The organism is Oerskovia sp. USHLN155, assembly GCF_037145535.1.
GTDB lineage: Bacteria > Actinomycetota > Actinomycetes > Actinomycetales > Cellulomonadaceae > Oerskovia > Oerskovia rustica.
This window is the reverse complement of the sequence record NZ_JBBCXG010000002.1, coordinates 375,394-400,453: the sequence shown is the minus strand read 5'-3', so window position 1 is coordinate 400,453 and position 25,060 is coordinate 375,394. Positions and strand designations below refer to the sequence as shown.

At 71.9% G+C, this 25,060-nt stretch carries 25 protein-coding genes; 20 read left to right on the top strand and 5 right to left on the bottom strand.

From position 1 onward, the window contains the following. Window positions 1-2 precede the first annotated feature (2 nt). Window positions 3-1,631 carry a leucyl aminopeptidase family protein gene (locus WFH32_RS04780; RefSeq protein ID WP_225227574.1) on the top strand — a complete coding sequence of 543 codons (1,629 nt, stop codon included), beginning with the start codon at window positions 3-5 and terminating at the stop codon, window positions 1,629-1,631. Window positions 1,632-1,691: 60 nt separating this feature from the next. On the opposite strand, the gene WFH32_RS04775 is transcribed toward WFH32_RS04780, so the two are convergent. Beyond that, window positions 1,692-2,342, bottom strand: a complete 651-nt coding sequence (locus WFH32_RS04775) for an O-methyltransferase (protein WP_371415826.1) — start codon at window positions 2,340-2,342, stop codon at window positions 1,692-1,694. 216 nt (window positions 2,343-2,558) lie between these two features. On the opposite strand from WFH32_RS04775, the gene sigE reads away from it, so the two are divergent. The 7 genes from sigE to WFH32_RS04740 all read left to right on the top strand — a co-directional run bounded on the left by sigE (window position 2,559) and on the right by WFH32_RS04740 (window position 9,029). Further along, window positions 2,559-3,203 carry an RNA polymerase sigma factor SigE gene (gene sigE, locus WFH32_RS04770; RefSeq protein WP_442946300.1) on the top strand — a complete coding sequence of 215 codons (645 nt, stop codon included), beginning with the start codon at window positions 2,559-2,561 and terminating at the stop codon, window positions 3,201-3,203. After that, window positions 3,200-4,204, top strand: a complete 1,005-nt coding sequence (locus WFH32_RS04765; protein WP_336706354.1) for an anti-sigma factor family protein — start codon at window positions 3,200-3,202, stop codon at window positions 4,202-4,204. Before sigE ends, WFH32_RS04765 begins: the two co-directional genes overlap by 4 nt. Next, window positions 4,201-5,772: a S1C family serine protease gene (locus WFH32_RS04760; RefSeq protein WP_336706353.1), complete on the top strand. Its 1,572-nt coding sequence runs from the start codon at window positions 4,201-4,203 to the stop codon at window positions 5,770-5,772. Before WFH32_RS04765 ends, WFH32_RS04760 begins: the two co-directional genes overlap by 4 nt. A 9-nt stretch (window positions 5,773-5,781) precedes the next feature. Then, the gene (locus WFH32_RS04755) at window positions 5,782-6,165 is read left to right on the top strand and encodes a twin-arginine translocase TatA/TatE family subunit (RefSeq protein ID WP_336706352.1); all 384 of its coding nucleotides are present in this window, start codon (window positions 5,782-5,784) and stop codon (window positions 6,163-6,165) included. A gap of 70 nt (window positions 6,166-6,235) precedes the next feature. Then, window positions 6,236-7,273, top strand: coding sequence for a tryptophan--tRNA ligase (trpS, locus tag WFH32_RS04750; protein WP_191794400.1), 1,038 nt, complete (start codon window positions 6,236-6,238; stop codon window positions 7,271-7,273). Continuing rightward, window positions 7,273-7,824 carry a 2'-5' RNA ligase family protein gene (locus WFH32_RS04745; protein WP_336706351.1) on the top strand — a complete coding sequence of 184 codons (552 nt, stop codon included), beginning with the start codon at window positions 7,273-7,275 and terminating at the stop codon, window positions 7,822-7,824. The genes trpS and WFH32_RS04745 overlap by 1 nt, the downstream gene beginning before the upstream one ends. A gap of 29 nt (window positions 7,825-7,853) precedes the next feature. Continuing rightward, a complete protein-coding gene (locus WFH32_RS04740; protein ID WP_191794398.1) occupies window positions 7,854-9,029 on the top strand; it encodes a YihY/virulence factor BrkB family protein in 1,176 nt (391 codons plus the stop codon). Window positions 9,030-9,099: 70 nt separating this feature from the next. Here WFH32_RS04740 and WFH32_RS04735 read toward each other — a convergent pair whose 3' ends face one another. The 4 genes from WFH32_RS04735 to sdhC all read right to left on the bottom strand — a co-directional run bounded on the left by WFH32_RS04735 (window position 9,100) and on the right by sdhC (window position 12,633). Continuing rightward, window positions 9,100-9,873, bottom strand: coding sequence for a succinate dehydrogenase iron-sulfur subunit (locus WFH32_RS04735; protein ID WP_138823851.1), 774 nt, complete (start codon window positions 9,871-9,873; stop codon window positions 9,100-9,102). Beyond that, the gene (gene sdhA, locus WFH32_RS04730) at window positions 9,873-11,705 is read right to left on the bottom strand and encodes a succinate dehydrogenase flavoprotein subunit (protein ID WP_191794397.1); all 1,833 of its coding nucleotides are present in this window, start codon (window positions 11,703-11,705) and stop codon (window positions 9,873-9,875) included. Before sdhA ends, WFH32_RS04735 begins: the two co-directional genes overlap by 1 nt. Before the next feature lie 83 nt (window positions 11,706-11,788). Beyond that, window positions 11,789-12,250 (bottom strand): succinate dehydrogenase, hydrophobic membrane anchor protein, encoded by a 462-nt coding sequence (gene sdhD / locus WFH32_RS04725; protein WP_191794396.1) that lies wholly within the window; start codon window positions 12,248-12,250, stop codon window positions 11,789-11,791. Next, on the bottom strand, window positions 12,250-12,633 hold the full coding sequence (gene sdhC / locus WFH32_RS04720; RefSeq protein WP_082608862.1) for a succinate dehydrogenase, cytochrome b556 subunit: 384 nt from the start codon (window positions 12,631-12,633) through the stop codon (window positions 12,250-12,252). The genes sdhD and sdhC overlap by 1 nt, the downstream gene beginning before the upstream one ends. Window positions 12,634-12,968: 335 nt before the next feature. Here sdhC and WFH32_RS04715 point away from each other — a divergent pair, with 335 nt between their 5' ends. From WFH32_RS04715 to WFH32_RS04660, 12 genes are all read left to right on the top strand, one after another. Beyond that, the gene (locus tag WFH32_RS04715; protein WP_336706350.1) at window positions 12,969-14,144 is read left to right on the top strand and encodes a mannose-1-phosphate guanylyltransferase; all 1,176 of its coding nucleotides are present in this window, start codon (window positions 12,969-12,971) and stop codon (window positions 14,142-14,144) included. Between the two features lie 242 nt (window positions 14,145-14,386). Continuing rightward, entirely contained in the window at window positions 14,387-15,580 is a 1,194-nt protein-coding gene (locus WFH32_RS04710) for an amidohydrolase (protein WP_336706373.1), read from the top strand. A 269-nt stretch (window positions 15,581-15,849) separates the two neighbouring features. Then, window positions 15,850-16,941 carry a BMP family lipoprotein gene (locus WFH32_RS04705; RefSeq protein ID WP_442946303.1) on the top strand — a complete coding sequence of 364 codons (1,092 nt, stop codon included), beginning with the start codon at window positions 15,850-15,852 and terminating at the stop codon, window positions 16,939-16,941. Between the two features lie 110 nt (window positions 16,942-17,051). Continuing rightward, window positions 17,052-18,605: an ABC transporter ATP-binding protein gene (locus WFH32_RS04700; RefSeq protein WP_336706348.1), complete on the top strand. Its 1,554-nt coding sequence runs from the start codon at window positions 17,052-17,054 to the stop codon at window positions 18,603-18,605. Next, window positions 18,602-19,870: an ABC transporter permease gene (locus tag WFH32_RS04695; RefSeq protein WP_191788828.1), complete on the top strand. Its 1,269-nt coding sequence runs from the start codon at window positions 18,602-18,604 to the stop codon at window positions 19,868-19,870. The genes WFH32_RS04700 and WFH32_RS04695 overlap by 4 nt, the downstream gene beginning before the upstream one ends. Further along, window positions 19,867-21,144, top strand: coding sequence for an ABC transporter permease (locus WFH32_RS04690; protein WP_336706347.1), 1,278 nt, complete (start codon window positions 19,867-19,869; stop codon window positions 21,142-21,144). Before WFH32_RS04695 ends, WFH32_RS04690 begins: the two co-directional genes overlap by 4 nt. A gap of 4 nt (window positions 21,145-21,148) precedes the next feature. After that, window positions 21,149-21,580 carry a cytidine deaminase gene (locus tag WFH32_RS04685; protein ID WP_318243942.1) on the top strand — a complete coding sequence of 144 codons (432 nt, stop codon included), beginning with the start codon at window positions 21,149-21,151 and terminating at the stop codon, window positions 21,578-21,580. Continuing rightward, window positions 21,577-22,923, top strand: a complete 1,347-nt coding sequence (locus WFH32_RS04680; protein ID WP_191794391.1) for a thymidine phosphorylase — start codon at window positions 21,577-21,579, stop codon at window positions 22,921-22,923. The genes WFH32_RS04685 and WFH32_RS04680 overlap by 4 nt, the downstream gene beginning before the upstream one ends. A gap of 1 nt (window position 22,924) precedes the next feature. Then, a complete protein-coding gene (locus WFH32_RS04675; RefSeq protein WP_191794390.1) occupies window positions 22,925-23,362 on the top strand; it encodes a YidH family protein in 438 nt (145 codons plus the stop codon). After that, the gene (locus WFH32_RS04670) at window positions 23,359-23,673 is read left to right on the top strand and encodes a DUF202 domain-containing protein (protein ID WP_191794389.1); all 315 of its coding nucleotides are present in this window, start codon (window positions 23,359-23,361) and stop codon (window positions 23,671-23,673) included. The genes WFH32_RS04675 and WFH32_RS04670 overlap by 4 nt, the downstream gene beginning before the upstream one ends. Window positions 23,674-23,716: 43 nt before the next feature. Continuing rightward, window positions 23,717-24,781 (top strand): hypothetical protein, encoded by a 1,065-nt coding sequence (locus WFH32_RS04665; RefSeq protein WP_336706346.1) that lies wholly within the window; start codon window positions 23,717-23,719, stop codon window positions 24,779-24,781. Between the two features lie 28 nt (window positions 24,782-24,809). After that, window positions 24,810-25,058 carry a hypothetical protein gene (locus WFH32_RS04660; RefSeq protein WP_336706345.1) on the top strand — a complete coding sequence of 83 codons (249 nt, stop codon included), beginning with the start codon at window positions 24,810-24,812 and terminating at the stop codon, window positions 25,056-25,058. Window positions 25,059-25,060: the final 2 nt, after the last annotated feature.

The window sequence follows — 25,060 nt, the reverse complement described above, 5'->3', positions numbered from 1 at the left end:
CCTTGACCGCGCGCGCAGCCCAGGCAGCCCAGCCAGTCCCGGACCTCCCGCCCGTCGGCGGTGCTCCTCGACACCTCCCCGAGGTCGTCGAGGCGCCGGGCACCGTCCTGGACTGTCCGTTCCTCACCGACGACGCGGTCGCCGCGCTCGTGGTGGCCGTCGCTCCTCCGCTCGAGGAGGAGGACGGCCTCCAGCCGCGCGCCGGCACCGTGGACGCCACCGCGCGCTACGGCATCGATCTGGCCGAGCTCGCGGACCGCTCCGGGGGTACGTCCTTCCGCGGCGCGGCGGGGCAGGTCGCCACGGTCGACCTGCCGCGCACCCACACGGGCTCCACGCACCGCCTGCCGTGGGCCGGGCTGCCGTCGACGATCGTCCTGCTCGGGATCGGCAGCGGCACGGACCTGGAGCTGCGGCGTGCCGGCGCTGCGCTCGCAGGGGCCACCCGAGGCCTCGAACGAGTCGTCAGCGCGGCCACCGCGGACGCGACCGCGACGGGCGTGCGCGCCTTCGTCGAGGGCTACCTCCTCGCGGCCTACCGCATCCCGCGCTTCGGCCGCCCGACGGCGGCACGACCGGGCGAGGGCCCCGCGCAGGACGCCCCGGCCGAGCAGCTCGTGCTGCTCGGCGAGAGCCGGGAGACGCAGCTCGAGGCGGCTCGCGTCTCGGCCACCGCGACGTGGCTCGTGCGAGACCTGGCCAACACGCCCTCCAACGTCAAGGACCCCGCCTGGGTCGCCGAGCAGGCGACAGCCCTGGCCGGTGCCGCTGGTCTGGCCGTCGAGGTGCTCGGCCCCAAGGAGCTCGCGGCCCAGGGCTTCGGCGCCCTCCTGGCGGTCGGGGCCGCGTCGGCCAGCCCTCCCCGCCTCGTGACCGTCACGTACGAGCCCGAGGCCGCCGAGCGGCACGTCGTCGTCGTCGGCAAGGGCATCACGTACGACACGGGCGGGCTCTCGATCAAGCCGCGTGAGGCCATGGTGCCCATGAAGACGGACATGGCAGGGGCAGCGGTCGCTCTGGCCGCGGTGCTCGGAGCGGCGGAGTCCGGGGTGCGGCACAAGGTCACCGCCGTCCTGCCCCTCGCCGAGAACCACTTCGGCGCCGACTCCTACCGTCCCGGAGACGTCCTGCGGACCTACTCGGGCACGACCGTCGAGATCGCGAACACGGACGCCGAGGGACGCCTGGTGCTCGCCGACGCCCTCGGGTACGCGGTGGCCACGCTCGCACCGGACCTGTTGGTCGACGTCGCGACCCTCACGGGCGCGGCCAGCGTCGGCCTCGGGCGGGGGCACGCGGCGCTGTTCGCCACGAGCCCCGAGCTCGTGAGCGGCATCGAGGCGGCGGCGGCCGTCACGGGGGAGCGGGTCTGGCACATGCCGCTCGTGGAGGACTACGCGAGCGCGCTGCGCTCGGAGGTCGCGGACCTGCGCCACGTACCGATCGAGGCGCGTGGCGGTGGATCGATCACCGCCGCCCTGTTCCTGCGCGAGTTCACGGACGGTCTGCCGTGGGTCCACCTCGACATCGCGGGACCGGCGCGCGCCACGGCGTCGCGTCACGAGGTCACGGAGGGGGCGACCGGCTACGGCGCGCGCCTCCTGCTGCAGTTCCTGCGCGACCTCGACTGACCCTCGACACCGAGGAGGGCCCCTCACCGGTCTCGGTGAGGGGCCCTCTCGTCGTGTGCGCTACCGCCGGACGCCCAGCAGGAGCCCGTCGCCGCTGGGGATCATGGCAGGCAGGACCCGCTCGTCGGCACGCAGGGAGCGACCGACCTCGCGGACGATGGCCGTGACCTCGTCGCGCCGCGCCGGGTCCGCGACGCGGTCGCCCACGAGCGCCCCGTCGACGGCCACGATCCCGCCCGGTCGCAGGAGACGCAACGCCTGCTCGACGTACTCGGGATAGCTGTGCCGGTCGGCCCCGACGAGCACGAGGTCGTAGGCGCCGTCGGTGAGCCGGGGGAGCACGTCGCTCGCCCGACCGGGGATGGTCCGGGTGCGCGTCGCGCGGATCCCGGCCTCGGCGAACGCGTCCTTGGCGGCCCGCTGGTGCTCGACCTCGACGTCGATCGTGGTCAGGACACCGTCCTCGGGCATCCCCCGGAGCAGCCAGAGGGAGGCGACCCCCGTGCCCGTGCCGATCTCGACGACGGCACGGGCGGCGAGGGCCGCGGCGAGGGCCTGGAGGACGGCGCCCACGCCGGGCAGGACGGCGGGGCAACCCAGCTCGGCGGCACGCTCACGAGCGCGCAGGAGGACGTCGTCCTCCGGCACGAACTCCTCGCAGTAGGTCCAGCTCGACGCCTTGGCGTTGGTCCGGCCGATGTCGGTGGTGATAGGGCCCTCCTGGTCTTGGGCACCGCGTGTCTCCGGTGACCCGGACGGACTGCTGTGGTGCGGCGGCCCCGCGCGGTGCAGGTGATGCGATCGTACCGGTCGAAGGGCCCCGAAGCGCTGGCTGGAGCGCGTTCGGGGGGAGGTTTCGTGCACGTCGTGTCGACGTCCCGGCGCGAGCGGGAACGGATGCGGGTCCCGCGACGTTGAGAGGGGACAATGGACCGTGTGAGCAGTGACGTGAGTGCCCAGCCCTGGACGCCCCCCTCGTGGGACCAGATCGTGCGGGAGCACTCCGCGCGCGTGTACAGGCTGGCGTACCGCCTGACGGGGAACCAGCACGACGCCGAGGACCTGACCCAGGAGACCTTCATCCGGGTGTTCCGCTCGTTGTCGAGCTATACGCCCGGGACGTTCGAGGGCTGGCTCCACCGCATCACGACCAACCTGTTCCTCGACCAGGTCCGGCGCAAGCAGCGCATCCGGATGGAGGCCATGGGCGACGACTCGGCGCAGTACCCGGCCACCGGTGAGATGACCCACCCGGAGCGAGGGTACGAGCACACGAACCTCGACCACGACGTGCAGCGGGCGCTCGACGCCCTGTCCCCGGAGTACCGGGCGGCGGTCGTGCTGTGCGACATCGAGGGGCTGAGCTACGAGGAGATCGCGGTCACGCTCGGGATCAAGCTGGGCACGGTGCGCTCACGCATCCACCGCGCCCGCACCCAGCTCCGCGCGGCGCTGCCCCACCGCGACCCGTCCGAGCGCCCCGGGAGCGACGCCGGTTCCGTGCCCTCGGCGGACTCCGCCGTCGACGAGCTCGCCGCGCTCGCGGCGCACACCGCCCCGGGGGGACCATGACGCACCTCGGGACCCTCGTCAGCGCCCTCGCCGACGACCAGCTCTCACCGGCCACGCGCGAGCGCGCGCTGACGCACGTCGCGGGCTGCGACCAGTGCGCCGCGGAGCTCGCGGTGGCGCGCGCGGTGCGCAAGCGGCTCTCGTGCGCGCGCGACGTCCTGCCCACCACGGACCTGACCTCCCGCCTGCTGGCGCTCTCGTCGGAGATCCCTGCGGCGCAGGGGGACCCGCTGCGGCAGGGGCCGCCCGCCCGCGACCCGTGGGCTGCGGCGCCCGAGGCCGGCGCGCTGCGGGACGCCCTCACGGGGGACTTCGTGGCTCACGCCCGACGGCGGCGCTCGCGTCGGACGGTCGTCGCGGCGTCGAGCGGTCTCGCAGTCCTCGCGGTCGCGTTGTTCACGCTCGGTGACCGTCCGGTCGTGGTGCCCGACCGGCACGTCGCGGCCCCGCTGACGCTCCTCGCGCAGGCGGGGGACGACGCGCAGGACGCGACGGACCCCGGCCTGGTGCCGGTGCGTCCCACGGCCGGCGGGTCGGGGACCAGCGCCTCGGCCGCAGCCTCCACCGACTCGATGGACCTGGTCGACTCCGCGGCGCTCGCGTGGATGGCCGACCACGGCTGGACGAGCCCCTCGGGGATCCTCGAGGGATTCGACGTGACGGGCGTCCACCTCGTCGGGGACGACAGGGACGTCCTGCAGGTCGATCTCGCGGGGCCCGAGGGGACGATCGTGGTACGCGAGCAGGTGGGGCGGCTGGACACCACGTCGCTGACGCGGTCCGAGGGGTTCGACGGGCGCGCCGTCTACGTCCTGTCCGACGAGCCGTGGCACGTCGTGTGGCAGGCTGGGGACACGGTGATCGACGTGGTGGCCGAGGCTCGCAAGGAGGTCCTCGCCGCGTTCGTCGCGACGTTCCCGGCGCACGACTTCGACGCGGGGGTCCCGGCCCGCATCTCCCGGGGATGGACGACCATGACAGGAGCCTTGGGCACCCCATGACCGCACACGACTCAGCGCCCGGACCCGCGGAGCCGCAGCCGGACGGCGCCCGGCCGGAGCCCGCACCGTCCCAGCAGGCGTCCGACCACCGCGAGGCGCCGCCGCAGGAGCCCCGGAACCCGTTCGCGCCACCGTCGTCGTACCGGTCGACGCCTGCGGCGCCGGTGCCGGTCGAGAGGAACGCCTCGGTGCCGCCCGCCCCCGTGACCGGACAGCACGACACGCGACCCTACGGTGCGCCGCTCGGCCCGCTGCCGGTCGCGCGCCCCGGGCTTGCGGGCTACGGGGCCGCCCAGGGGCCACAGTCCCCGGTCCCGCCCCCGCCGTCGTACCAGGTGGCCCGGCCCGGGGTGTACCCACCGGGACAGCACCCCCAGCAGCCAGGCCGTCCTGCGCCGCAGCCGCAGGTCGGTCCGCCGGCTCCCCCCGTCGAGCCCTGGGGCGAGCAGCAGGCGCCGCCCGCCCCGTCACGACGGCGCGGGCTCGGCGCGGGGGCCGTCGCCGGCATCGCGGCTCTGGCCCTGGTCGCCGGGGCGGTCGGAGGGGTCGCAGCGGACAGGATCGTGGACGGGTCGGACCGTCGGCCCGTGGACGTCTCCCTCCCGGCCGCGGGCACGGCCCCGGGGGAGGAACGACCCGCAGGGTCCGTCGCGGCCGTCGCGGCGAGCGTGCTGCCGAGCGTGGTCTCGCTCCAGGTCGAGGGTGCGGACGGTGTCTCGACCGGGTCGGGCTTCGTGATCCGTGAGGACGGCTTCATCCTCACGAACAACCACGTGGTCGCGGGCGGTGCGGCGGGGGGCGAGGTCACGGTGCTCTTCGCCGACGGCAGCGAGCGTCCGGCCGAGATCGTCGGCCGCACCCCCGACTACGACCTGGCGGTCGTCAAGGTCGACGAGTCGGGGCTGACTCCGCTCGTGCTGGGCGACAGCGACGCGGTCGTCGTCGGCGACCCGGTCGTCGCGATCGGTGCGCCGCTCGGACTCAACGGGACGGTCACGACGGGGATCGTGAGCGCACTGCACCGGCCGGTCGCCGCGGGCGACTCGGCGGAGACGGCGTTCATCGACGCCATCCAGACGGACGCCGCGATCAATCCCGGGAACTCGGGCGGACCGCTCGTCAACGGTGCGGGGGAGGTCGTCGGGGTGAACTCGGCGATCGCGCAACCGCCGGGCACGGGCGCGGCGACGGGGAGCATCGGGCTCGGCTTCGCGATCCCCTCGAACCAGGCCCGGCGCACCGCGCAGGAGCTCATGGCCAGCGGTACGGCCACGTACCCGGTGATCGGCGTCCTGCTCGACTCCCGCTACCAGGGTGAGGGCGTCCAGGTCACGACCGAGCCGCAGGGCGGGCAGGCCCCCGTGACGGCGGACGGACCTGCCGCCGTGGCAGGGATCCAGGCGGGTGACGTGATCCTCTCGATCGACGGACGGCCCGTGAGCCTGAGCGACGAGCTCATCGTGGCGATCCGGGCCAAGGCGCCCGGGGACACCGTGACGCTGCGCGTGCGCACGGGGGACCAGGAGCGCGACGTCCGTGTCGTGCTCGACGAAGCCACGAGCGAGTAGTCTGACCGCGTGTTCGGAATCAACGGCTGGGAATTCGGGATCATTCTGGTGGTCGCCGTGATCGTCATCGGTCCGGAGAGGCTGCCCCGGTACGCCGAACAGCTCGGCGCGTTCGTCCGCACCGCTCGCGGCTTCCTGAAGGACGCCAAGGAGCGGGTCGACGACGAGCTCGGCGACCAGGTCGGCGACGTGGACTGGTCCAAGCTGGACCCGCGCCAGTACGACCCTCGGCGCATCGTCCGTGAGGCGTTGCTCGACGACGACGTGCTCGGCCCGTCGGCGCGACCGCGTGCTGGGGGCCCCGTCCCGCCCCCGCCCCCGCCTTCCGTGGGCTCTGCCACCGAGGTACCGGTGCCCGGGCGGCGCGCACCGTTCGACGACGAAGCCACCTGAGTCCGGGCCCTCCGGACCCGGCGGTCGGCCCGGATTCGGCCAGGGCACCTCGACCTGTCAGAATGGGGCAATGGTCAACGAGGTTCCCGGTGTACGGCGTCCACGCATCTTCTCGGGGATGCAGCCCACGGAAGACTCCCTCCAGCTGGGGAACTACATCGGGGCTCTGAGCCAGTGGGTGGCCCTGCAGGAGTCGTACGACGCGATCTACTGCGTGGTCGACATGCACGCCCTGACGGTCAACCCCGAGCCGGAGAAGCTGCGCGAGCGTACGCGCCGCACCGCGGCCCAGTACCTGGCCGGCGGCGTGGACCCCGAGGGGTCGACGCTGTTCGTGCAGTCGCACGTCCCGGAGCACGCGGAGCTCGCCTGGGTGCTCTCGTGCCAGACAGGGTTCGGCGAGGCCGGCCGCATGACGCAGTTCAAGGACAAGTCGGCGAAGCAGGGCACTGACGGCACGACGGTCGGGCTCTTCACCTACCCGGTGCTCATGGCCGCAGACATCCTGCTGTACGACGCGGCGCTCGTACCGGTCGGCGAGGACCAGCGCCAGCACCTGGAGCTCGCCCGCAACCTGGCCGAGCGCCTCAACTCCCGCTTCGGTGAGGACACCGCGGTCGTCCCCGAGCCGCACATCGTCAAGGCCGTCGCGAAGATCTACGACCTGCAGGAGCCCACGGCCAAGATGAGCAAGTCCTCCTCGGGGGGCAAGGGGGTCATCTGGCTCCTCGAGGACCCCAAGGTCGCGGCGAAGCGCGTCAAGTCGGCGGCGACGGACTCGGAGAACGAGATCCGTTACGACCCCGTGGCCAAGCCCGGCATCTCGAACCTCCTGACGATCTTCTCCGCGCTCACGTCGCGGCCCGTCGACCAGATCGCGGCGGACTACGAGGGCAAGGGTTACGGACACCTCAAGGTGGACCTGGCCGAGGTCGTGGTCGACTTCCTGACCCCGTTCCAGGCGCGGGCGAACGAGTACCTGTCGGACCCGGCCGAGCTCGACGCCGTCCTTGCGCGCGGCGCGGAGCGGGCTCGTGGCCTGGCTCAGGACACCCTCGACCGCATCTACGACCGGGTCGGGCTGCTGCCCGCTCGTCGGACGCGCTGATGAACCTCCCCGAGCGGGGTCCGCACCAGGTGCGGATCGGTATCGCGATCGAGATCCCCGAGCCCTACGGCACCGCGCTCCAGGAAGCACGGGCGGCGTTCGGCGACCCGTTCGCGGGAGACATCCCTCCGCACATCACCCTCCTCGGGCCGACCGTCGTGGACGAGTCCGACCTCGACGAGGTGTACGCCCACCTGGAGCACGTCGCGGCGCACGCGGCGCCGTTCCGAGCCATCCTGCGTGGTTCGGGGACGTTCCGTCCCGTCTCGCCCGTGGTCTTCGTGGTCGTCGCGCAGGGGATCGCGGAGTGCGAAGGGCTCGAGGGAGCCGTGCGTTCAGGGATCCTGGACCAGGAGCTGCGCTTCAACTACCACCCGCACGTCACGGTCGCGCACGAGGTCGACGACGAGGCGCTCGACCTCGCTTTCGACGAGATGGCAGGCTTCGAGGCCGCGTTCGACGTCACGGGTATCCACCTGTACGAGCACGGCGACGACGGCGTGTGGCGACCGGCTCGCAGGTTCGACCTCATCGGGCTGTCGGACGGGTGAGTCGCGCCGTCCTCTTCTAGGCTCGGGCGATGACCCAGGCAACCACCCCGGCACCCGTTCGTAGGGCCGGGACCGCACGTCCGGGCCGTGACGGCCCATCCTCCGACGCCCGGAAGACCAGCACGCCGCATGCCCGCACGCCCCGCACCGCGCCCGACGACGGTGCCTCGGACGTCCCCGGGACGGTCGCTCGCCTGACAGCCCGTGCCAAGGGGCTCCAGGCCTGGTGGAACACGACCCGACCGGCTCGCGCGCTCGCGCAGTACGGGGTCCAGCGCGGAGCCCTCCTGTGCGGCGGCATGGCCTACTCGGCCCTGTTCTCCCTGTTCGCCGGGCTGACGATCTTCTACACGGCCTTCATGGCCTTCCTGGGCAACCGGGAGGAGCTGCGCGACGAGATCTTCGCGCAGATCGACAAGGCGATCCCGGGGCTCATCGACACCGGGGACGGCAGCAGCGGGATCATCTCGCCCGACCAGCTGATCCTCGACCGTGGCTTCGACCTGTCGAGCATCATCGCGGTGTTCGTGCTGCTCTTCAGCGCGATCTCCTTCATGGCGGCGCTGCGCACCTCGACCCGGGCGATGTTCTCGCTCACGAACGTCGGTCAGAACCCGGTGCTGTCCAAGCTGCGCGAGCTGGGCGGGTTCGCCGTGCTGGGGATCAGCGTGGTGATCTCCGCGGCCGCGACGGTCGTGGTCCAGAGCCTCGGGGCGACGATCTTCGGCGACGGCGTCCTGGCGGCCGTCCTGGTGCCCGTGGGCGGCATCCTCGTCGGGCTCGTCTTCGACGCGATCGTGGTCCTGCTCATCGTCCGCTTCGTCGCGGGCGTACGTCCGCCGCGCAAGGACCTGTACATCGGCGCCATGACGGCGGCTGCGGCCTTCGGGGTGCTGCGCTACCTCGGGACGAGCATCATCGTGGGCAGCTCGTCGCGCAACGCGCTGCTGGGCTCGTTCGCCACGTTCGTGACGATCCTCCTGCTGGCCAACTTCGTCACCCGGATCCTGCTCATGGTCGCGGCGTGGATCGCGGACCCGCCCGCGCAGCCGACCGCGGACGAGCTGCGCGAGCAGGCCGAGGCGGAGCAGGACGAGCGGCTCGAGGCGCGCGTCCGTCGAGGGGCCGGGTACGGCTATCCCTGGAGCCCCCTGGTCCGCGGGGTCCGCCGGGGGCGGGAGCCCCGGGTGTCCGTCAGGCTCTGAGCCGCCGAACGCCGACGGCGGCCCACCGGCGAGAGCCGGGGACCGCCGTCGGGCAGTGCAGGGAGGCGTGTCAGAACGCGCGGGTGATCATCGCGCGCTTGACCTCCTGGATCGCCTTGGTGACCTCGATGCCACGAGGGCACGCCTCGGTGCAGTTGAAGGTCGTGCGGCAGCGCCACACGCCTTCCTTGTCGTTGAGGATCTCCAGGCGCTGGGCGGCTCCCTCGTCGCGCGAGTCGAAGATGAAGCGGTGGGCGTTGACGATCGCCGCGGGGCCGAAGTACTGACCGTCGGTCCAGAACACGGGGCAGGACGACGTGCACGCCGCGCACAGGATGCACTTGGTCGTGTCGTCGAACCGCTCGCGCTGCTCGGCCGACTGCAGCCGCTCCTTGCTGGGCTCGTTCCCCGAGGTGATGAGGAACGGCATGATCTCGCGGTAGGAGGCGAAGAACGGCTCCATGTCGACGACCAGGTCCTTGATGACCGGCAGGCCCTTGATGGGCTCGACGGTGATCGGCTTGTCCGGGTTGACGTCCTTGAGCAGCGTCTTGCAGGCCAGGCGGTTGCGGCCGTTGATCCGCATCGCGTCCGAGCCGCAGATCCCGTGCGCGCACGAGCGACGGAACGTCAGCGAGCCGTCGTGCTCCCACTTGATCTTGTGCAGGGCGTCGAGCACGCGGTCCGTGCCGTGGGCCAGGACCGTGTACTCCTCCCAGTACGCGTCGTCCCCGTGCTCGGACTCGGGGTTGTAGCGGCGGAGCTTGATCGTGACCTCGAAGGAGGGCACGGCGCCGACCTCGGTCTTCTCAGAACCGGCAGGGGCTTCGAGTGTGGCAGTCATCAGTACTTACGCTCCATGGGCTCGTACCGGGTCTGGGTGACGGGCTTGGAACCCAGCACGATCTTGTAGGAATCGAACTCCTCGACGTGGTCGAAGTAGCCGTCGACGTGACCGTCGGCGGTGTCGCCGGCGGAGGTGGGGCGACGGTAGGCCATCGTGTGGAGCATGTAGTTGGCGTCGTCGCGGTTCGGGAAGTCCTCGCGGTAGTGACCGCCGCGCGACTCCTTGCGGTTGATCGCGGCGATGACCGTGACCTCGGCGATGTCGAGCAGGAAGCCCAGCTCGATGGCCTCGAGGAGGTCCGTGTTGAACAGGCGTCCCTTGTCCTGGACCGAGACGTTGCGGTAGCGGTCCTGGAGGGTGCGGATGTCCGAGAGCGCCTGGTCGAGCGACTCGCCCGTGCGGAACACCTGGGCGTTGGCGTCCATGGTCTCCTGGAGCGCCTTGCGGACGTCGGCCACGCGCTCGCCGTCGGGCCGGTTGCGCATCTCGTCGAGCTGCGCGATCACGGCGGCCGCAGGGTTCTCGGGGAGCTCGCGGTACTCGGCCGTCGCGGCGTACCTCGCGGCCTCGCGGCCGGCGCGCTTGCCGAACACGTTGATGTCGAGGAGCGAGTTGGTGCCGAGGCGGTTCGATCCGTGGACCGAGACGCACGCGACCTCGCCGGCCGCGTACAGGCCGCGCACGACGTTGTGGCCGTCGCGGAGCACCTCGCCGCCGACGTTGGTCGGGATACCGCCCATGGCGTAGTGCGCCGTGGGGTAGACGGGCACGGGCTCCGTGTAGGGCTCGATGCCGAGGTACGTGCGCGCGAACTCCGTGATGTCCGGCAGCTTGGCGTCGATGTGCGCGGGCTCGAGGTGCGTGAGGTCGAGCAGGACGTAGTCCTTGTTCGGCCCGGCGCCGCGGCCCTCGCGGACCTCGTTCGCCATCGAGCGGGCGACGATGTCGCGCGGCGCGAGGTCCTTGATGGTCGGGGCGTAGCGCTCCATGAAGCGCTCGCCCTCGCCGTTGCGCAGGATGCCGCCCTCACCACGGGCTGCCTCCGACAGGAGGATGCCCAGTCCTGCGAGGCCCGTCGGGTGGAACTGGAAGAACTCCATGTCCTCGAGCGGGAGACCGCGGCGGTAGGCGAGCGCCATGCCGTCACCGGTGAGGGTGTGCGCGTTCGACGTCGTCTTGAAGATCTTGCCTGCGCCGCCCGTGGCGAAGATGATCGCCTTGGCCTGGAAGACGTGGATCTCGCCCGTCGCGAGGTCGTAGGCGACGACGCCCGTCGCGTTGACCTGCTCGCCGTCCGGCACGTCCTCGGCCGCGAGGTCGTGGTCCGTGATGAGGTCCAGGACGTAGAACTCGTTGAAGAACTCGACGTTCTGCTTGACGCAGTTCTGGTAGAGCGTCTGGAGGATCATGTGACCCGTACGGTCCGCGGCGTAGCACGAGCGGCGGACCGCGGCCTCGCCGTGGTTGCGCGTGTGCCCGCCGAAGCGGCGCTGGTCGATCTTGCCCTCGGGGGTGCGGTTGAACGGCAGGCCCATGCGCTCGAGGTCGAGCACCGCGTCGATGGCCTCCTTGGCCATGATCTCCGCGGCGTCCTGGTCGACGAGGTAGTCGCCGCCCTTGACCGTGTCGAACGTGTGCCACTCCCAGTTGTCCTCCTCGACGTTCGCGAGGGCGGCGCACATGCCGCCCTGCGCCGCGCCGGTGTGGGACCGGGTGGGGTAGAGCTTCGAGATGACCGCCGTGCGGACCTTGCCGGACGACTCCAGTGCCGCGCGCATGCCGGCGCCGCCTGCTCCGACGATGACGACGTCGTACTGATGGGTTTGCATCGGTGTCGATGCCTCCTGTGACGAGTGGGAAAGGGGACGGGGCTGTCGGTCGGCGGCTGGGGGACCGTCGGCCGGCAGGGCCGTCAGGCGGGGCAGAACGACGGGAGCTGGTAGTCCAGGGCGTTCGGGGGGCACGGGTCGAACGTGAAGACCACGAGCGTGCCGAGCACGGTGACGACCACGAACGCGAGGTACAGCGCGAGCTTGAGCACGAGGCGCGTGCCGTCCCGCTGCGCGTAGTCGTTGATGATCGTGCGCACGCCGTTGGTGCCGTGGATCATCGCGAGCCACAGCATCAGCAGGTCCCAGACCTGCCAGAACGGCGAGGCCCACTTGCCGGCGACGAAGCCGAAGTCGATCGCGTGGACGCCCTCGCCGACCATGAGGTTCACGAAGAGGTGACCGAAGATCAGGACGATCAGCACGACGCCCGAGGCGCGCATGAAGACCCAGCTGTACAGCTCGTAGTTCGAGCGCGTGGACTTCTGGCGCTTGTACGGGTCGCGGGGGGCCGCGAGGGGAGAGCTGGTGCTCGTGGTGCTCATCAGTGCCCACCTCCGAAGACGTTCATGAGGTGGCGCGGCAGGAAGCCCGCCATCGTCACCGCGAACAGGCCGACGACGACCCAGAGCATGGTGCGCTGGTACTTGGGCCCCTTGGCCCAGAAGTCGACGAGGATGATCCGGACACCGTTGAAGGCGTGGAACACGATGGCGGCCACGAGGCCGGCCTCTCCGAGTCCCATGATCACGGTCTTGTAGGTGCCGATCACGGCGTCGTACGCCTCGGGCGAGACTCGTACAAGCGCTGTGTCCAGCACGTGCACGAGGAGGAAGAAGAAGATGAGCACGCCGGTCACGCGATGCGCGACCCACGACCACATGCCTTCACGGCCGCGGTACAGCGTGCCAGCAGGTGCACTGGGCACTTAGGGGCCTCCTGTGGCGAGTTCAGGGGTGAGATATCGAGCTGGACGACGTCGTCCGCCGGTGGCCGTTCACGACCGCTCCGCGCCGAGGCCCTGGGGAGTCGGTAGGAGCGGCAGATCCACGGCTCGCCGGAGTCCGCCGATATCCGTCTCTGGGGTTCCACCATAGTGATACCGGCATCGTGGTGCGGACCGTGGTGCGTTCCCAGCGGCCTGGTCACCCCTGTTTGTGACCCATTCCACACGGCTCCCGATGACCCGAGGACGCCCCTCCGCGGGGTGTCCTCGGGCGCCCGGTCACGCGTCGGTCACGCGTCGGTCACTATGCTTCGAGGATGTCGACGCTTCCCGTCCCCGCGCCCAGCCCTGCCTCGTCGCCGGACGGGTCCGCCCCGGCGACCCCGGCGATCCCCGGTTTCTACGCCGTGATCCCCGCAGGAGGCGCCGGGACGCGGCTGTGGCCGCTCTCGCGCCGCGGCAACCCCAAGTTCCTGCTCGACCTGACGGGGGCGGGACGGTCGCTGCTGCAGGCCACGGTCGACCGGCTCGCGCCCCTCGCCGGCCAGGACGGCATCGTCCTGGTGACCGGTCGCCAGCACGTCGCCTCGGCGCGCACCCAGCTCCCGGGCCTGCGCGACGACGCCTTGCTCGCCGAGCCCTCGCCCCGCGACTCGATGGCGGCGATCGGGCTCGCCGCCGCGGTGCTCGAGCACCGCCACGGCGACGTGGTGATCGGCTCGTTCGCGGCGGACCAGGTCATCACCGGTCAGGCGGCGTTCGAGCAGGCGGTCCGGGAGGGCGTCGAGGCTGCCCGGGCGGGCTACGTCGTCACGGTCGGGATCGCGGCGTCGCGGCCGTCGACGGCCTTCGGCTACGTCCGGAGCGGCGCCTCCCTGGATCTTGCCGGTGCCCCCACGGCGCTGCACGCGCAGGGGTTCACGGAGAAGCCGGACGCGGTGACGGCCCAGCGCTACGTACGGTCGGGGGAGTACCGCTGGAACGCGGGCATGTTCATCACTCGCACCTCGGTGCTGCTCGGGCATCTCGCGGACCAGCGCCCCGAGCTGTACGAGGGTCTGCGCACCGTGGCTGCGGCATGGGACTCCCCGGACCGGGACCGCGTCCTGGCGGAGGTCTGGCCCGGGCTGGAGAAGATCGCGATCGACCATGCCGTCGCCGAGCCGGTCGCGGCCGTGGGCGGGGTCGCGGTCGTCCCGGGGAACTTCGGGTGGGACGACATCGGCGACTTCAACTCGCTGGCCGCGCTGCTGCCCTCGGCCGACGAGTCGGGCTCCAAGGTGCTCGGCGACACGGACCGGGTCGTGCGCCGCGAGAGCGCGGGGTCGGTCGTCGTCCCGGCGAGCGACCGGGTCGTCACGATCCTCGGGCTCGACGACGTCGTGGTCGTCGACACTCCCGACGCGCTCCTGGTCACCACGCGTGCCCGCGCGCAGCAGGTCAAGGCCATGGTCGACCTCGTGCGCGAGCGCGGTCTGGACGAGCTCCTCTAGCGCGACGCGCAGGGGCGCCGCGGACGCTCGTGGGCGCGGGACGCCGTCGGGCAGGGGAGGCCACGGCCCGACGCCGCCGCCTGCCTTCGCCGTGCCCGTGCCGTCCCGGTGCGTGGCACGGTCGCCCGCGCCGACGGGGCCGGGGATAGTCTCGGCTGGTGAGCAGTCCTGAGGAGAGCACCGAGAACAGCACCCCGTCGGACCGTGCCTGGACGGGTGCCCGGCCCGCGTCGACGCACCTCCTGGCGCGCACGGCGACCGGGGACGCGGTCGTCGACCTGGCCTCGACCTTCGAGGACGAGCTGGTCGCGATCCGTCGCGACATCCACGCGCACCCCGAGGTCTCGCGCACCGAGACCCGTACCACGGCCCTGATCGCCGACCGGCTGCGCGCGGCGGGGCTCGAGCCCCGGCTCCTGCCGGGCACCGGGCTCGTGTGCGACATCGGCGGCTCGGACGGGCCGGACGGTGCCGTGCTCGGGCGGGTCGCGCTGCGCGCCGACATCGACGCGCTCCCGGTCCAGGACCGGTGCGAGCTCCCGTGGGCCTCGACCACCCCCGGTGTCGCGCACGCGTGCGGGCACGACGTGCACGCCACGGTCGTGCTGGGGGCGGGCCTGGTCCTGGCCGCGCTCGCCGAGCGAGGCGAGCTGGCCCGTCCGGTCCGGCTGGTCTTCCAGCCCGCGGAGGAGGTCCAGCCCGGCGGCTCGCTCGACGTGATCGCCGCGGGCGGCCTGGACGGGATCGAGGAGATCTACGCGGTCCACTGCGACCCCAAGGTCGACGCCGGGCAGATCGGGACGCGCATCGGTCCCATCACCTCGGCGTCCGACGAGGTCTCCGTGACCATCACCTCGCCCGGCGGGCACACGTCCCGCCCGCACCTGACGGGCGACGTGGTCTACGCGCTCGGACAGGTCATCACGCAGGTCCCCGCAGTGCTGGGCCGCCGCCTCGACCCGCGCTCGGGCGTCAACCTCACGTGGGGCGCGGTGCACGCCGGCTCGGCGCACAACGCGATCCCCAGCACCGGGACGGTCCGAGGGACGCTGCGCTGCCTCGACGTGCGGGCCTGGGAGTTCGCGGGGCAGGTCCTGCACGACGCGGTCGAGCAGGTCGTCGCGCCCTACGAGGTCGAGGTGACGGTCAACCACACCCGCGGGGTCCCGCCGGTCGAGAACGCGGAGGAGTGCACGGCCTCGCTCGAGGCCGCGGCGCGCGACGTGCTGGGGCCTGCGTCGGTGCTCCTCACGGAGCAGTCGCTCGGCGGCGAGGACTTCGCCTGGTACCTGACCAAGGTTCCCGGTGCGATGGCCCGGCTGGGCACCCGGACGCCGGGCGGGCGGTCGTACGACATCCACCAGGGGGACCTGCGGGTCGACGAGGCGGCGATCGGCGCGGGGGTGCGTCTGCTCGCGCGCGTCGCGCTGGGCTGAGCGGTCGGCACGTCGGTCGACGCTCGAAACGTTGCCCTGTGCAACCAAGTGTCCGACCGCTGGAACGCGAACGGTCACGGCTGAGACGTCAGATGACGCTTCCATAACGAAGCGTCCGCGTTACCCGCAAGTAACGTCCGACGTCCCTCGACGTGGCTAGTGTTCGATCAATACAGGCCGACGGACCCCGTGACCTACCCGTGCAACGACGCGCGGGCAGGTCTCGGTTTTCTCCCGGGGGCCATCGACGAGATCGAACGGAGCTCATGGTGAAGAGAGCAACGCAGATGACAGCGCTCGCGGCCGTCGCCGCGCTGGCGCTGGCTGCATGTGGGAGCGCACCCGAAGAGGGCGGCGCCACGGGCACGGCCGGGGGCTCGGAGTCGAGCTTCAAGGCGTGCATGGTGTCCGACGCGGGCGGCTTCGACGACAAGTCCTTCAACGAGTCGGGCTACAACGGCCTCATGGCTGCCGAGAAGAACCTGGGCATCCAGACCGCCACGGCCGAGTCGAAGGAGGAGTCGAACTTCGCTCCGAACATCGACAACCTGGTCTCCGAGAACTGCAACGTCATCGTGACGGTCGGCTTCCTCCTCGCGACGGCCACGGGCGATGCCGCCCAGGCCAACCCGGACGTCGACTTCGCGATCGTCGACTCGACGGCACAAGACGCTGACGGCAACACGATCGAGCTCGACAACGTCAAGCCGATCAGCTTCGACACCGCCCAGGCCTCGTTCCTCGCGGGCTACCTCGCCGCGGGCATGAGCAAGACCGGCACGGTCGCGACCTACGGTGGTCTGGAGATCCCGTCCGTGACGATCTTCATGGACGGCTTCGTCGACGGCGTCGCGAACTACAACGAGACGCACGGCACCGACGTCAAGACGCTCGGCTGGAACAAGGACACCCAGGACGGCTCGTTCGCGGGCGGCTTCGAGGACCAGTCCCAGGGCCAGCAGCTGACCCAGACCTTCATCGACCAGGGCGCGGACATCATCATGCCCGTCGCCGGTCCGGTCGGCGTCGGCACGCTCGCCGCCGCCAAGGACGCGACCGACGTGTCGGTCATCTGGGTCGACGCGGACGGCTTCGAGACCAACCCCGACAGCGGCGACCTGATCCTGACCTCCGTGCTCAAGGAGATCGGCGCGGGCGTCGAGGACGTCATCACGGCAGCCTCCGAGGACGAGTTCTCGAACGAGCCCTACGTGGGCACGCTCGAGAACGGCGGCGTGGACATCGCGCCGTACCACGACTTCGACTCGAAGGTTCCTCAGGAGCTCAAGGACGAGATCGACCAGCTCCGCAAGGACATCATCGACGGCACGATCGTCGTGGAGTCCCCGAGCTCGCCGTGACCTGACGCAGTACATCGTGTCGAGGCGGCCCGGCCCCGCGCCGGGCCGGCTCGACCAGTCTTGGGCTAACGTCGCAGGCAAGGCTGCCTGTGCATCGAAGGAGACCGTACGTGAAGCTGGAGCTCCGCGGAATCACCAAGTCGTTCGGACCGCTCGTCGCCAACGACCACATCGACCTCGTCATCGAACCGGGGCAGATCCACGCCCTGCTCGGGGAGAACGGCGCGGGCAAGAGCACGTTGATGAACGTGCTGTTCGGCCTCTACCAGGCCGACTCGGGCAAGATCCTGCTCGACGACGTCGAGCGCGCCTTCCGTGGACCGGGAGACGCCCTGGCGGCCGGGATCGGCATGGTGCACCAGCACTTCATGCTCGTTCCCGTCTTCACCGTCGCCGAGAACGTCATGCTGGGCCACGAGGACACCAAGGCCGGGGGACTGCTCGACCTGGACGCTGCCCGCAAGCGCGTGCGCGAGCTGTCTGCGCGGTTCGGGTTCGGGCTCGACCCGGACGCCGTCGTCGAGGACCTCCCCGTCGGCGTGCAGCAGCGCGTCGAGATCGTCAAGGCTCTCGCTCGTGAGGCGAAGGTGCTCATCCTCGACGAGCCCACCGCGGTGCTCACGCCGCAGGAGACCGACGAGCTGATCGAGATCATGCGTCAGCTCCGCGAGTCCGGCACCTCGATCGTGTTCATCACGCACAAGCTGCGCGAGGTCAAGGCCGTCGCCGACGTCATCACGGTCATCCGCCGGGGCGCCGTCGTCGGGACCGCCGAGCCGACCGCCTCCGAGAGCGAGCTCGCCTCCCTCATGGTGGGACGTGCGGTCTCCCTCGGCCTCGACAAGGCGCCCGCGCAGCCCGGCGAGGAGACGTTCGTCGTCACCGACCTCACGGTCCTCGCGCCGAACGGGCAGGCGGTCGTGGACCGCGTGTCGTTCTCCGTCGCGCAGGGCGAGATCCTCGCCGTCGCAGGTGTGCAGGGCAACGGGCAGACCGAGCTCACCGAGGCCATCCTCGGGCTCCTGCCCTCGGCCGAGGGGTCGATCTCCCTGCACGGGCAGGAGCTCCGGGGCCTGACGCCCGACGCGGCGCTCGAGGCCGGGATCGGCTTCGTCCCCGAGGACCGCAAGGTCGACGGGCTCGTGCTCGACTTCTCGGTCGCCGAGAACCTCGTGCTCGACCTCTACGACAAGCGGCCCTACGCCAAGGGCATCGGCCTCGACCTGGGGGCGATCCGCCGCAACGCCGAGCAGCGCATCGCGGAGTTCGACATCCGGACCCAGGGCCCTGGCCAGGAGGTCGGCCGGCTCTCGGGCGGCAACCAGCAGAAGGTCGTGCTGGCGCGCGAGCTCTCGAGGCCGCTCAAGCTGTTCATCGCGAGCCAGCCGACGCGCGGCGTCGACGTGGGCTCGATCGAGTTCCTGCACCGTCGCATCGTGCAGGAGCGCGACAACGGCACGCCCGTGATCATCGTGTCGACCGAGCTCGACGAGGTCGTCGAGCTCGCCGACCGCATCGCCGTGATGTATCGGGGAGGGATCGTCGGCGTGGTGCCGCCGACGACGTCGCGCGAGGTGCTCGGCCTCATGATGGCCGGGGTCCCGCACGACGAGGCCATCGCACAGGTGCACGACCAGACCGACACGACGGGAGCAACCCAGTGACCGACCAGCAGCCCGCCCCGCCACCGACGGGAGAGCCGGCGCCCGAGCCGGCCGGCGCGGCAAAGCCTCAGCCCGAGGGCTCGGAGTCCGCTCGCTGGACCGCCACCTTCCGCGAGATCACGACCGGCCCGTTCGGCGTGACCGTCCTGGCGTTCGTCCTGGCGCTGGTCATCGGCGGGCTCCTGATCATCGTCACCGACCCCGACGTGACCGCGGCTGCGAGCTACCTCTTCGCCAAGCCGGCCGACTTCTTCGGTGCGGCCTGGACGGCCGTGAGCGAGGCCTACGCGGCCATGTTCCGCGGAGCGGTGTACAACTACGACGCCCCGACGTTCGCGCGCGGCATCCGCTCCCTCACGGAGACCATGACGGTCTCGACCCCGCTCATCATCGCCGCGCTCGGCGTGGCCGTCGGCTTCCGCGCCGGCATGTTCAACATCGGCGCTCAGGGCCAGGTCATCATGGGGGCCGCGATCGGCGGCTACGTCGGCTTCGCGTGGAACCTCCCGCCGGTGCTGCACCTCCTGCTCGCCCTGCTGGGCGGCATCCTCGCCGGTGGCTTCTGGGCCGGCATCGCAGGCTTCCTCAAGGCGCGCACGGGTGCGCACGAGGTGATCGTGACGATCATGCTGAACTACGTCGCGCTCTACCTCGTGGCATGGTTCCTCACGACGAGCGCCTTCACCCGGCCCGGGTCGAACCAGCCCAAGAGCCCCGGGGTCAAGGACACCGCCCAGCTCCCGCTGCTCCTCGGTGACCAGTTCCGCCTTAACGCGGGCTTCCTGGTCGCGATCCTTGCCGCGGTCTTCGTGTGGTGGCTCATGACGCGCTCGACCTGGGGCTTCCGCTTCCGGGCCGTGGGCTCGAACCAGCAGGCCGCCCGGACCGCGGGCATGGGCGTCGCGTCGTCCTTCGTCCTCGTCATGGTCGTCTCCGGTGCCCTCGCCGGGCTCGCAGGTGCCGTGCAGATCCTCGGCACCGAGAAGGCGCTCACGGGCGGCATCGCGGGCTCGATCGGGTTCGACGCGATCACCGTCGCCCTCCTGGGGCGTTCCAAGCCGCTGGGCATCTTCTTCGCCGGCCTGCTGTACGCCGGGCTCAACGTCGGCGGGCGCGCGATGGAGGCCTCGACCGGGACCTCGATCAACATCGTCCTGGTCATCCAGTCGCTCGTCGTCCTCTTCATCGCGGCGCCGCCGCTCGTGCGGGCGATCTTCCGCCTGCCCGCCCCGAACCCCGTCGTCATGAAGGGAGTCAGCGCATGACCGCCATGGCTGCACCTGCTACCCAGGTCGCTACCGTCACCGCGGCCCGCAGCTGGAAGCTCCCCATCACCCTGGGCGTCTTCGGGCTCCTCTCGTTCGTCCTGTTCGGTCTCCTCGGACCGGCGGGGTCGGTCACGACGTTCGGCATCTCGACCGGGGCTGACCTGCTCCAGTTCGACCCGGTCGCGGTCCCGACCAGGGCGACCGCGATCGTGCTCTCGGTCCTGTGCCTCCTGCTCGCGGGCTACGCGTACGTCCGGGTCCGCGCGGACCAGCCGGTCGGCCGGTGGGTGCTCGCCGTCTTCGGTGTCCTGTGGGTCCTGACGTTCCTCGTGTGGGCCGTCGCGGACAAGAGCACCTCGATCGTGAGCCTCCTCCAGGGGTCGCTGCTCCTCGCGGTCCCGCTCGCGTTCGGCGCCCTCGGCGGCCTGCTCAACGAGCGGGCCGGCGTGGTCAACATCGCGATCGAGGGTCAGCTCCTCACGGGGGCCTTCGGCGCCGCGGTACTCGCCTCGGTCGTGGGCAACGCCTACATCGGGCTGATCGCCGCCCCGATCGCGGGTCTGCTCATCGGTGCGATGCTCGCGCTGTTCACGGTCAAGTACCACGTGAACCAGATCATCGTCGGTGTGGTGCTCAACGTGTTCGCCGTGGGCCTGACGAGCTTCCTGTTCAGCTCGGTGCTCAAGAACGACGCGGCCACGCTCAACACCCCGCCGCGCCTGCCGACCCTCCCGATCCCCCTGCTGTCGGAGATCCCGATCATCGGACCGGTGCTGTTCCGCCAGTCGATCATCGTCTACCTGCTCTACGTCGCGGTCATCGTGATCAGCATCGCGCTGTTCCGCACCAAGTGGGGTCTGCGTGTCCGTTCGGTGGGCGAGTACCCGCAGGCGGCCGACACGGTCGGCATCGACGTCAACCGCACGCGGTGGCGCAACGTCCTGCTCGGGTCCATGGTCGCGGGGCTCGGTGGCGCGTTCTTCACGATCGGCTCCGTGGGGGCGTTCGGCCAGGAGATGACGGCCGGCAAGGGGTACATCGCGCTCGCCGCCATGATCCTGGGTCGGTGGACCCCGTGGGGTGCGCTCGGCGCAGCTCTCCTCTTCGGCTTCGCCGACAAGCTCCAGCAGGTGCTCGGTGTCCTCGAGACGCCGATCCCCAACCAGTTCATGCTGATGCTGCCGTACATCGTCACGATCTTCGCCGTGGCGGGTCTCGTCGGTCGCGTCCGTGGCCCTGCGGCCGCGGGCCAGCCGTATGTGAAGGGGTGACGGCGTGAACGAGAGCGGTGGCACGACCGTCGACGCCGGGGACCGCTTCGACTGGGAGGCCCTGCGCGTGGCCGCGCGGGGCGCCATGGAGAAGGCGTACGCGCCGTACTCGTCCTTCAAGGTCGGGGCGGCGGCGTTCGTCGACGACGGCCGTCTGGTCACGGGCGCGAACATCGAGAACGCGGCGTACGGCGTGACGCTGTGCGCCGAGTGCTCGCTCGTGAGCGACCTGATCGGGAGCGGGGGCGGTCGCCTCGTGGCGTTCGCGTGCGTCGACGGTCACGGCAACACGCTCATGCCGTGCGGGCGGTGCCGCCAGCTCCTGTGGGAGCACGGCGGCCCCGCGCTGCTCGTCGAGACGACCCGTGGCATCAAGCCCATGAGCGAAGTGCTGCCCGACGCTTTCGGGCCCGACGATCTGGTGGAGCGAGCATGAGCACGAAGAGCATCCCGGCAGGCGCCTCGGGCGCGCTGCCCGACAAGGCGACCGAGTCGTTCGACGCGGTCGACGTCATCCGCACCAAGCGGGACAAGGGCCGGCTGTCCGCCGAGCAGATCGACTGGGTCATCGACGCCTACACCCGTGGCGTCGTGGCCGAGGAGCAGATGGCCGCCCTCAACATGGCGATCCTCCTCAACGGCATGGACCGCACGGAGATCGGCCGCTGGACGGCCGCGATGATCGCCTCGGGCGAGCGCATGAACTTCTCGGCGCTCTCCCGGCCCACCGCGGACAAGCACTCGACCGGTGGCGTGGGCGACAAGATCACGCTGCCGCTCGCCCCGCTCGTCGCGGTCTTCGGCGTGGCCGTGCCGCAGCTCTCGGGGCGCGGGCTGGGGCACACGGGCGGCACGCTCGACAAGCTCGAGTCGATCCCGGGCTGGCGTGCGGCGCTGACCAACGAGCAGATGATGCACCAGCTCGAGCACGTGGGTGCGGTCATCTGCCAGGCGGGCTCCGGGCTGGCGCCCGCGGACCGCAAGCTCTACGCGCTGCGCGACGTCACGGCCACGGTCGAGGCGATCCCCCTCATCGCGTCGTCGATCATGAGCAAGAAGATCGCCGAGGGCACGGGCGCCCTGGTCCTGGACGTCAAGGTCGGTTCCGGCGCGTTCATGAAGGATCTCGACCAGGCGCGCGAGCTCGCGCGCACCATGGTGGACCTGGGCACCGACGCGGGTGTGCGCACGGTCGCGCTCCTGACCGACATGTCGACGCCGCTCGGCCTGACGGCGGGCAACGCGCTCGAGGTCCGCGAGACCCTCGAGGTGCTCTCGGGCGGTGGCCCGCGCGACGTCGTGGACCTCACGGTCGCGCTCGCGGTCGAGATGCTCTCCGCCGCCGGCAAGCCCGTCCCGGAGGAGGAGGTCCGGCACGCGCTGTCCAACGGCCGGGCCATGGACAAGTGGCGCGAGATGATCGCGGAGCAGGGCGGCGACGCCCGTGCGCCGCTGCCCGTCGCGCGCGAGAAGGAGCACGTGGTCGCGGACCGCGACGGCGTGCTCTCGCACCTCGACGCGTTCGGCGTCGGGGTCGCGGCCTGGCGCCTGGGTGCGGGTCGTGCCCGCAAGGAGGACCCGGTGCAGGCGGGCGCGGGCATCGAGATCCACGCCAAGCCCGGTGACGTCGTGACCAAGGGCCAGCACCTGCTGACGCTGCACACCGACACCCCCGAGCGTTTCGACCGCGCGGTCGAGGCCCTCGACGGGGCGTGGGGCGTCGCGGACCCGGGCACGGTCGTCGAGACCCCGGCTCTGATCCTCGACCGCCTGAGCTGAGATGACGACGCAGGCGGGGGAGCCCTCGGACGACGCGGCGACGCGTGGCCCGGGGGCGCCCCCGCCCGACGACCGTCGTCCGCGCTCGGTGTACGGCGTGGGCGAGGAGCCCGACATCCGCTTCAGCCTGGCCAACGAGCGCACCGCGCTGGCCTGGGTGCGGACGGGGCTCGGTCTCGTCGCGGGCGGTGTCGCGCTCACGTCGTTCGCGTCGCTCGCGAGCATGTCCGGCTTCGTCGACGTGATCGCGGCGGTCGCCTGCCTCGCGGGGGCGGGCTTCGCGGCCTACGCACTGCTCGCCTGGCGACGCAACGAACGGGCCATGCGCCGCGGAGAGCCGTTGCCCGCGCCGACGGGGCTGCCCGTGCTCGTCGCGGGCGTGCTCGTCCTCGCGCTGCTCGTGGCCGGGTACGCGGTCACCGAGGTCTGGCGGACGTGACCTCCGCGGCGCGCGACCCCGGCCTGCAGCCCGAGCGCACCGCCCTCGCGTGGCAGCGCACGGTCCTCGGCGTCGTGATCGGGTCGGTCCTGCTGGCCGCGGTGAACCTGCGGGTGGGGCAGCCCGTCCTGTCCGTGCTCGCGGGCGCCCTCGCGGTCGCGACCCTGGTGCCCGCCGTCCTGCGGCCTCCGTCGGGCGGCCTGCCGCGCGACGGCCGGCTGCACTCCTGGGGCTTCCTCGTGCGGGTCGCGTCGCTCGTGGGCGTCCTCGGGTTCCTCGGTGCGGCGAGCGCGGTCGTGAGCCTGCTGTGAGGGCGGCTCGTCGTCCGGGGGGAGGGGATGGCAGGCTGTCGGCATGATCCTCGCCGACCTCCAGCTGACCCGGGTCCTGCGTGCGGTGGGAGCGGGGCGGGGGCCGTTGCCGCCCGCGCCGCCGCCGGGCCGCTACGTCGTCCCGGAGCCCGACGGCGCCGCACCCGCCGTCCGTCGGCTCGCCCGTCGCGCAGGTCACTCCGAGCAGGTCGCCGACCGCCTGGTCGACGCGCTCGCGACGCTGCGCCCGTGGGAGCGGGCGCACGTGCTCGACCCGTTGCGCAGGGCCGCGCCCGTCCGGGTGTGGGGGCTGGGATCCCCGGCAGACGGCGCGCCCACGGCAGGACCCGACACACGCTTCGGCGAGCCGCTCGTGCTCGGCAGCGCCCGCGCGGTCCAGGTCGACGGGACGACGTGCGGCTCGGCGGTGCTCGCGGTCCTCGCCGCTGCAGGTGACCCCGTGGTCGGGCTGTGGCTCGTCGCGGGTACCGACGTCTCCCGGGGGGCGAGCGCGCACGTGGTGACCGAGGGGGAGGCCGACGCGACCGCCCGAGAGCTCGAGACGTCGTCGGGCCGGTTCGCCGCGCTCCAGCGCCTCCTCCAGGCGCGCACGACGCGCGCCGCGCTCGGCCCCCTCCCGTGGCCCGCCGGGCTCGGCACGCCGCCGTGGACGGCCGCACGCGACGCCCGCTACGCCGACGTGCGGTACACCCACCGCATCGTGCCGGGCGACGGCGCGCAGGACCGCGTGCTCGCGAGCGCGCTGCGCTCGGCCGCCGCGGGCGTGCCCGTGCCGCTGTACTCGGGCGGGGACCTCGGGACGGGGTGGTCGACGGCCGTGCCGCGCCACGTCGTGCTGCTCGTGGGCGTGAGCCTCCCGCCGGAGTCGCCGAAGGAGACCGCCGCACCGTTCGGCGGTCGGTGGTGCTCGGTGTACGAGCCGTCGACCGGGACGATGCACCGGCTGCGTGTCGCCGACCTCCTCGCCGGGGTCGGCGAGGACGGCGAGCCCGGCAAGGGTGTGCGGCGCGCGCTCGGCGGCTGGTCGCACGTCACCTGGGCGGTCCTGCCTGCGGGACGGGCTGGCGGGTCGCGCCCCGTCGGGTGACGATGGGGAGAGACGAGAGGAGCTCACCATGAGCACGGTCCCCGGTACCGACTCCTGGCGCGACGCCGGCCTGGTCGCACCCGACGACGACGCCCCGAAGAACCTGGTCGAGGAGGAGCTGACGCCCCCGTCCGCGTCCTCCGACGCGGACGACGCGGAGGACTACAGCCCCCGGACGCCGCGCCCGGACCTCGACGGCGAGGCGGACGAGGCCGACGTCGTCGAGCAGGCGTCCCTCGTGCCGCTCGACGAGGGCGACGACGCGGACGGCGAGTGAGC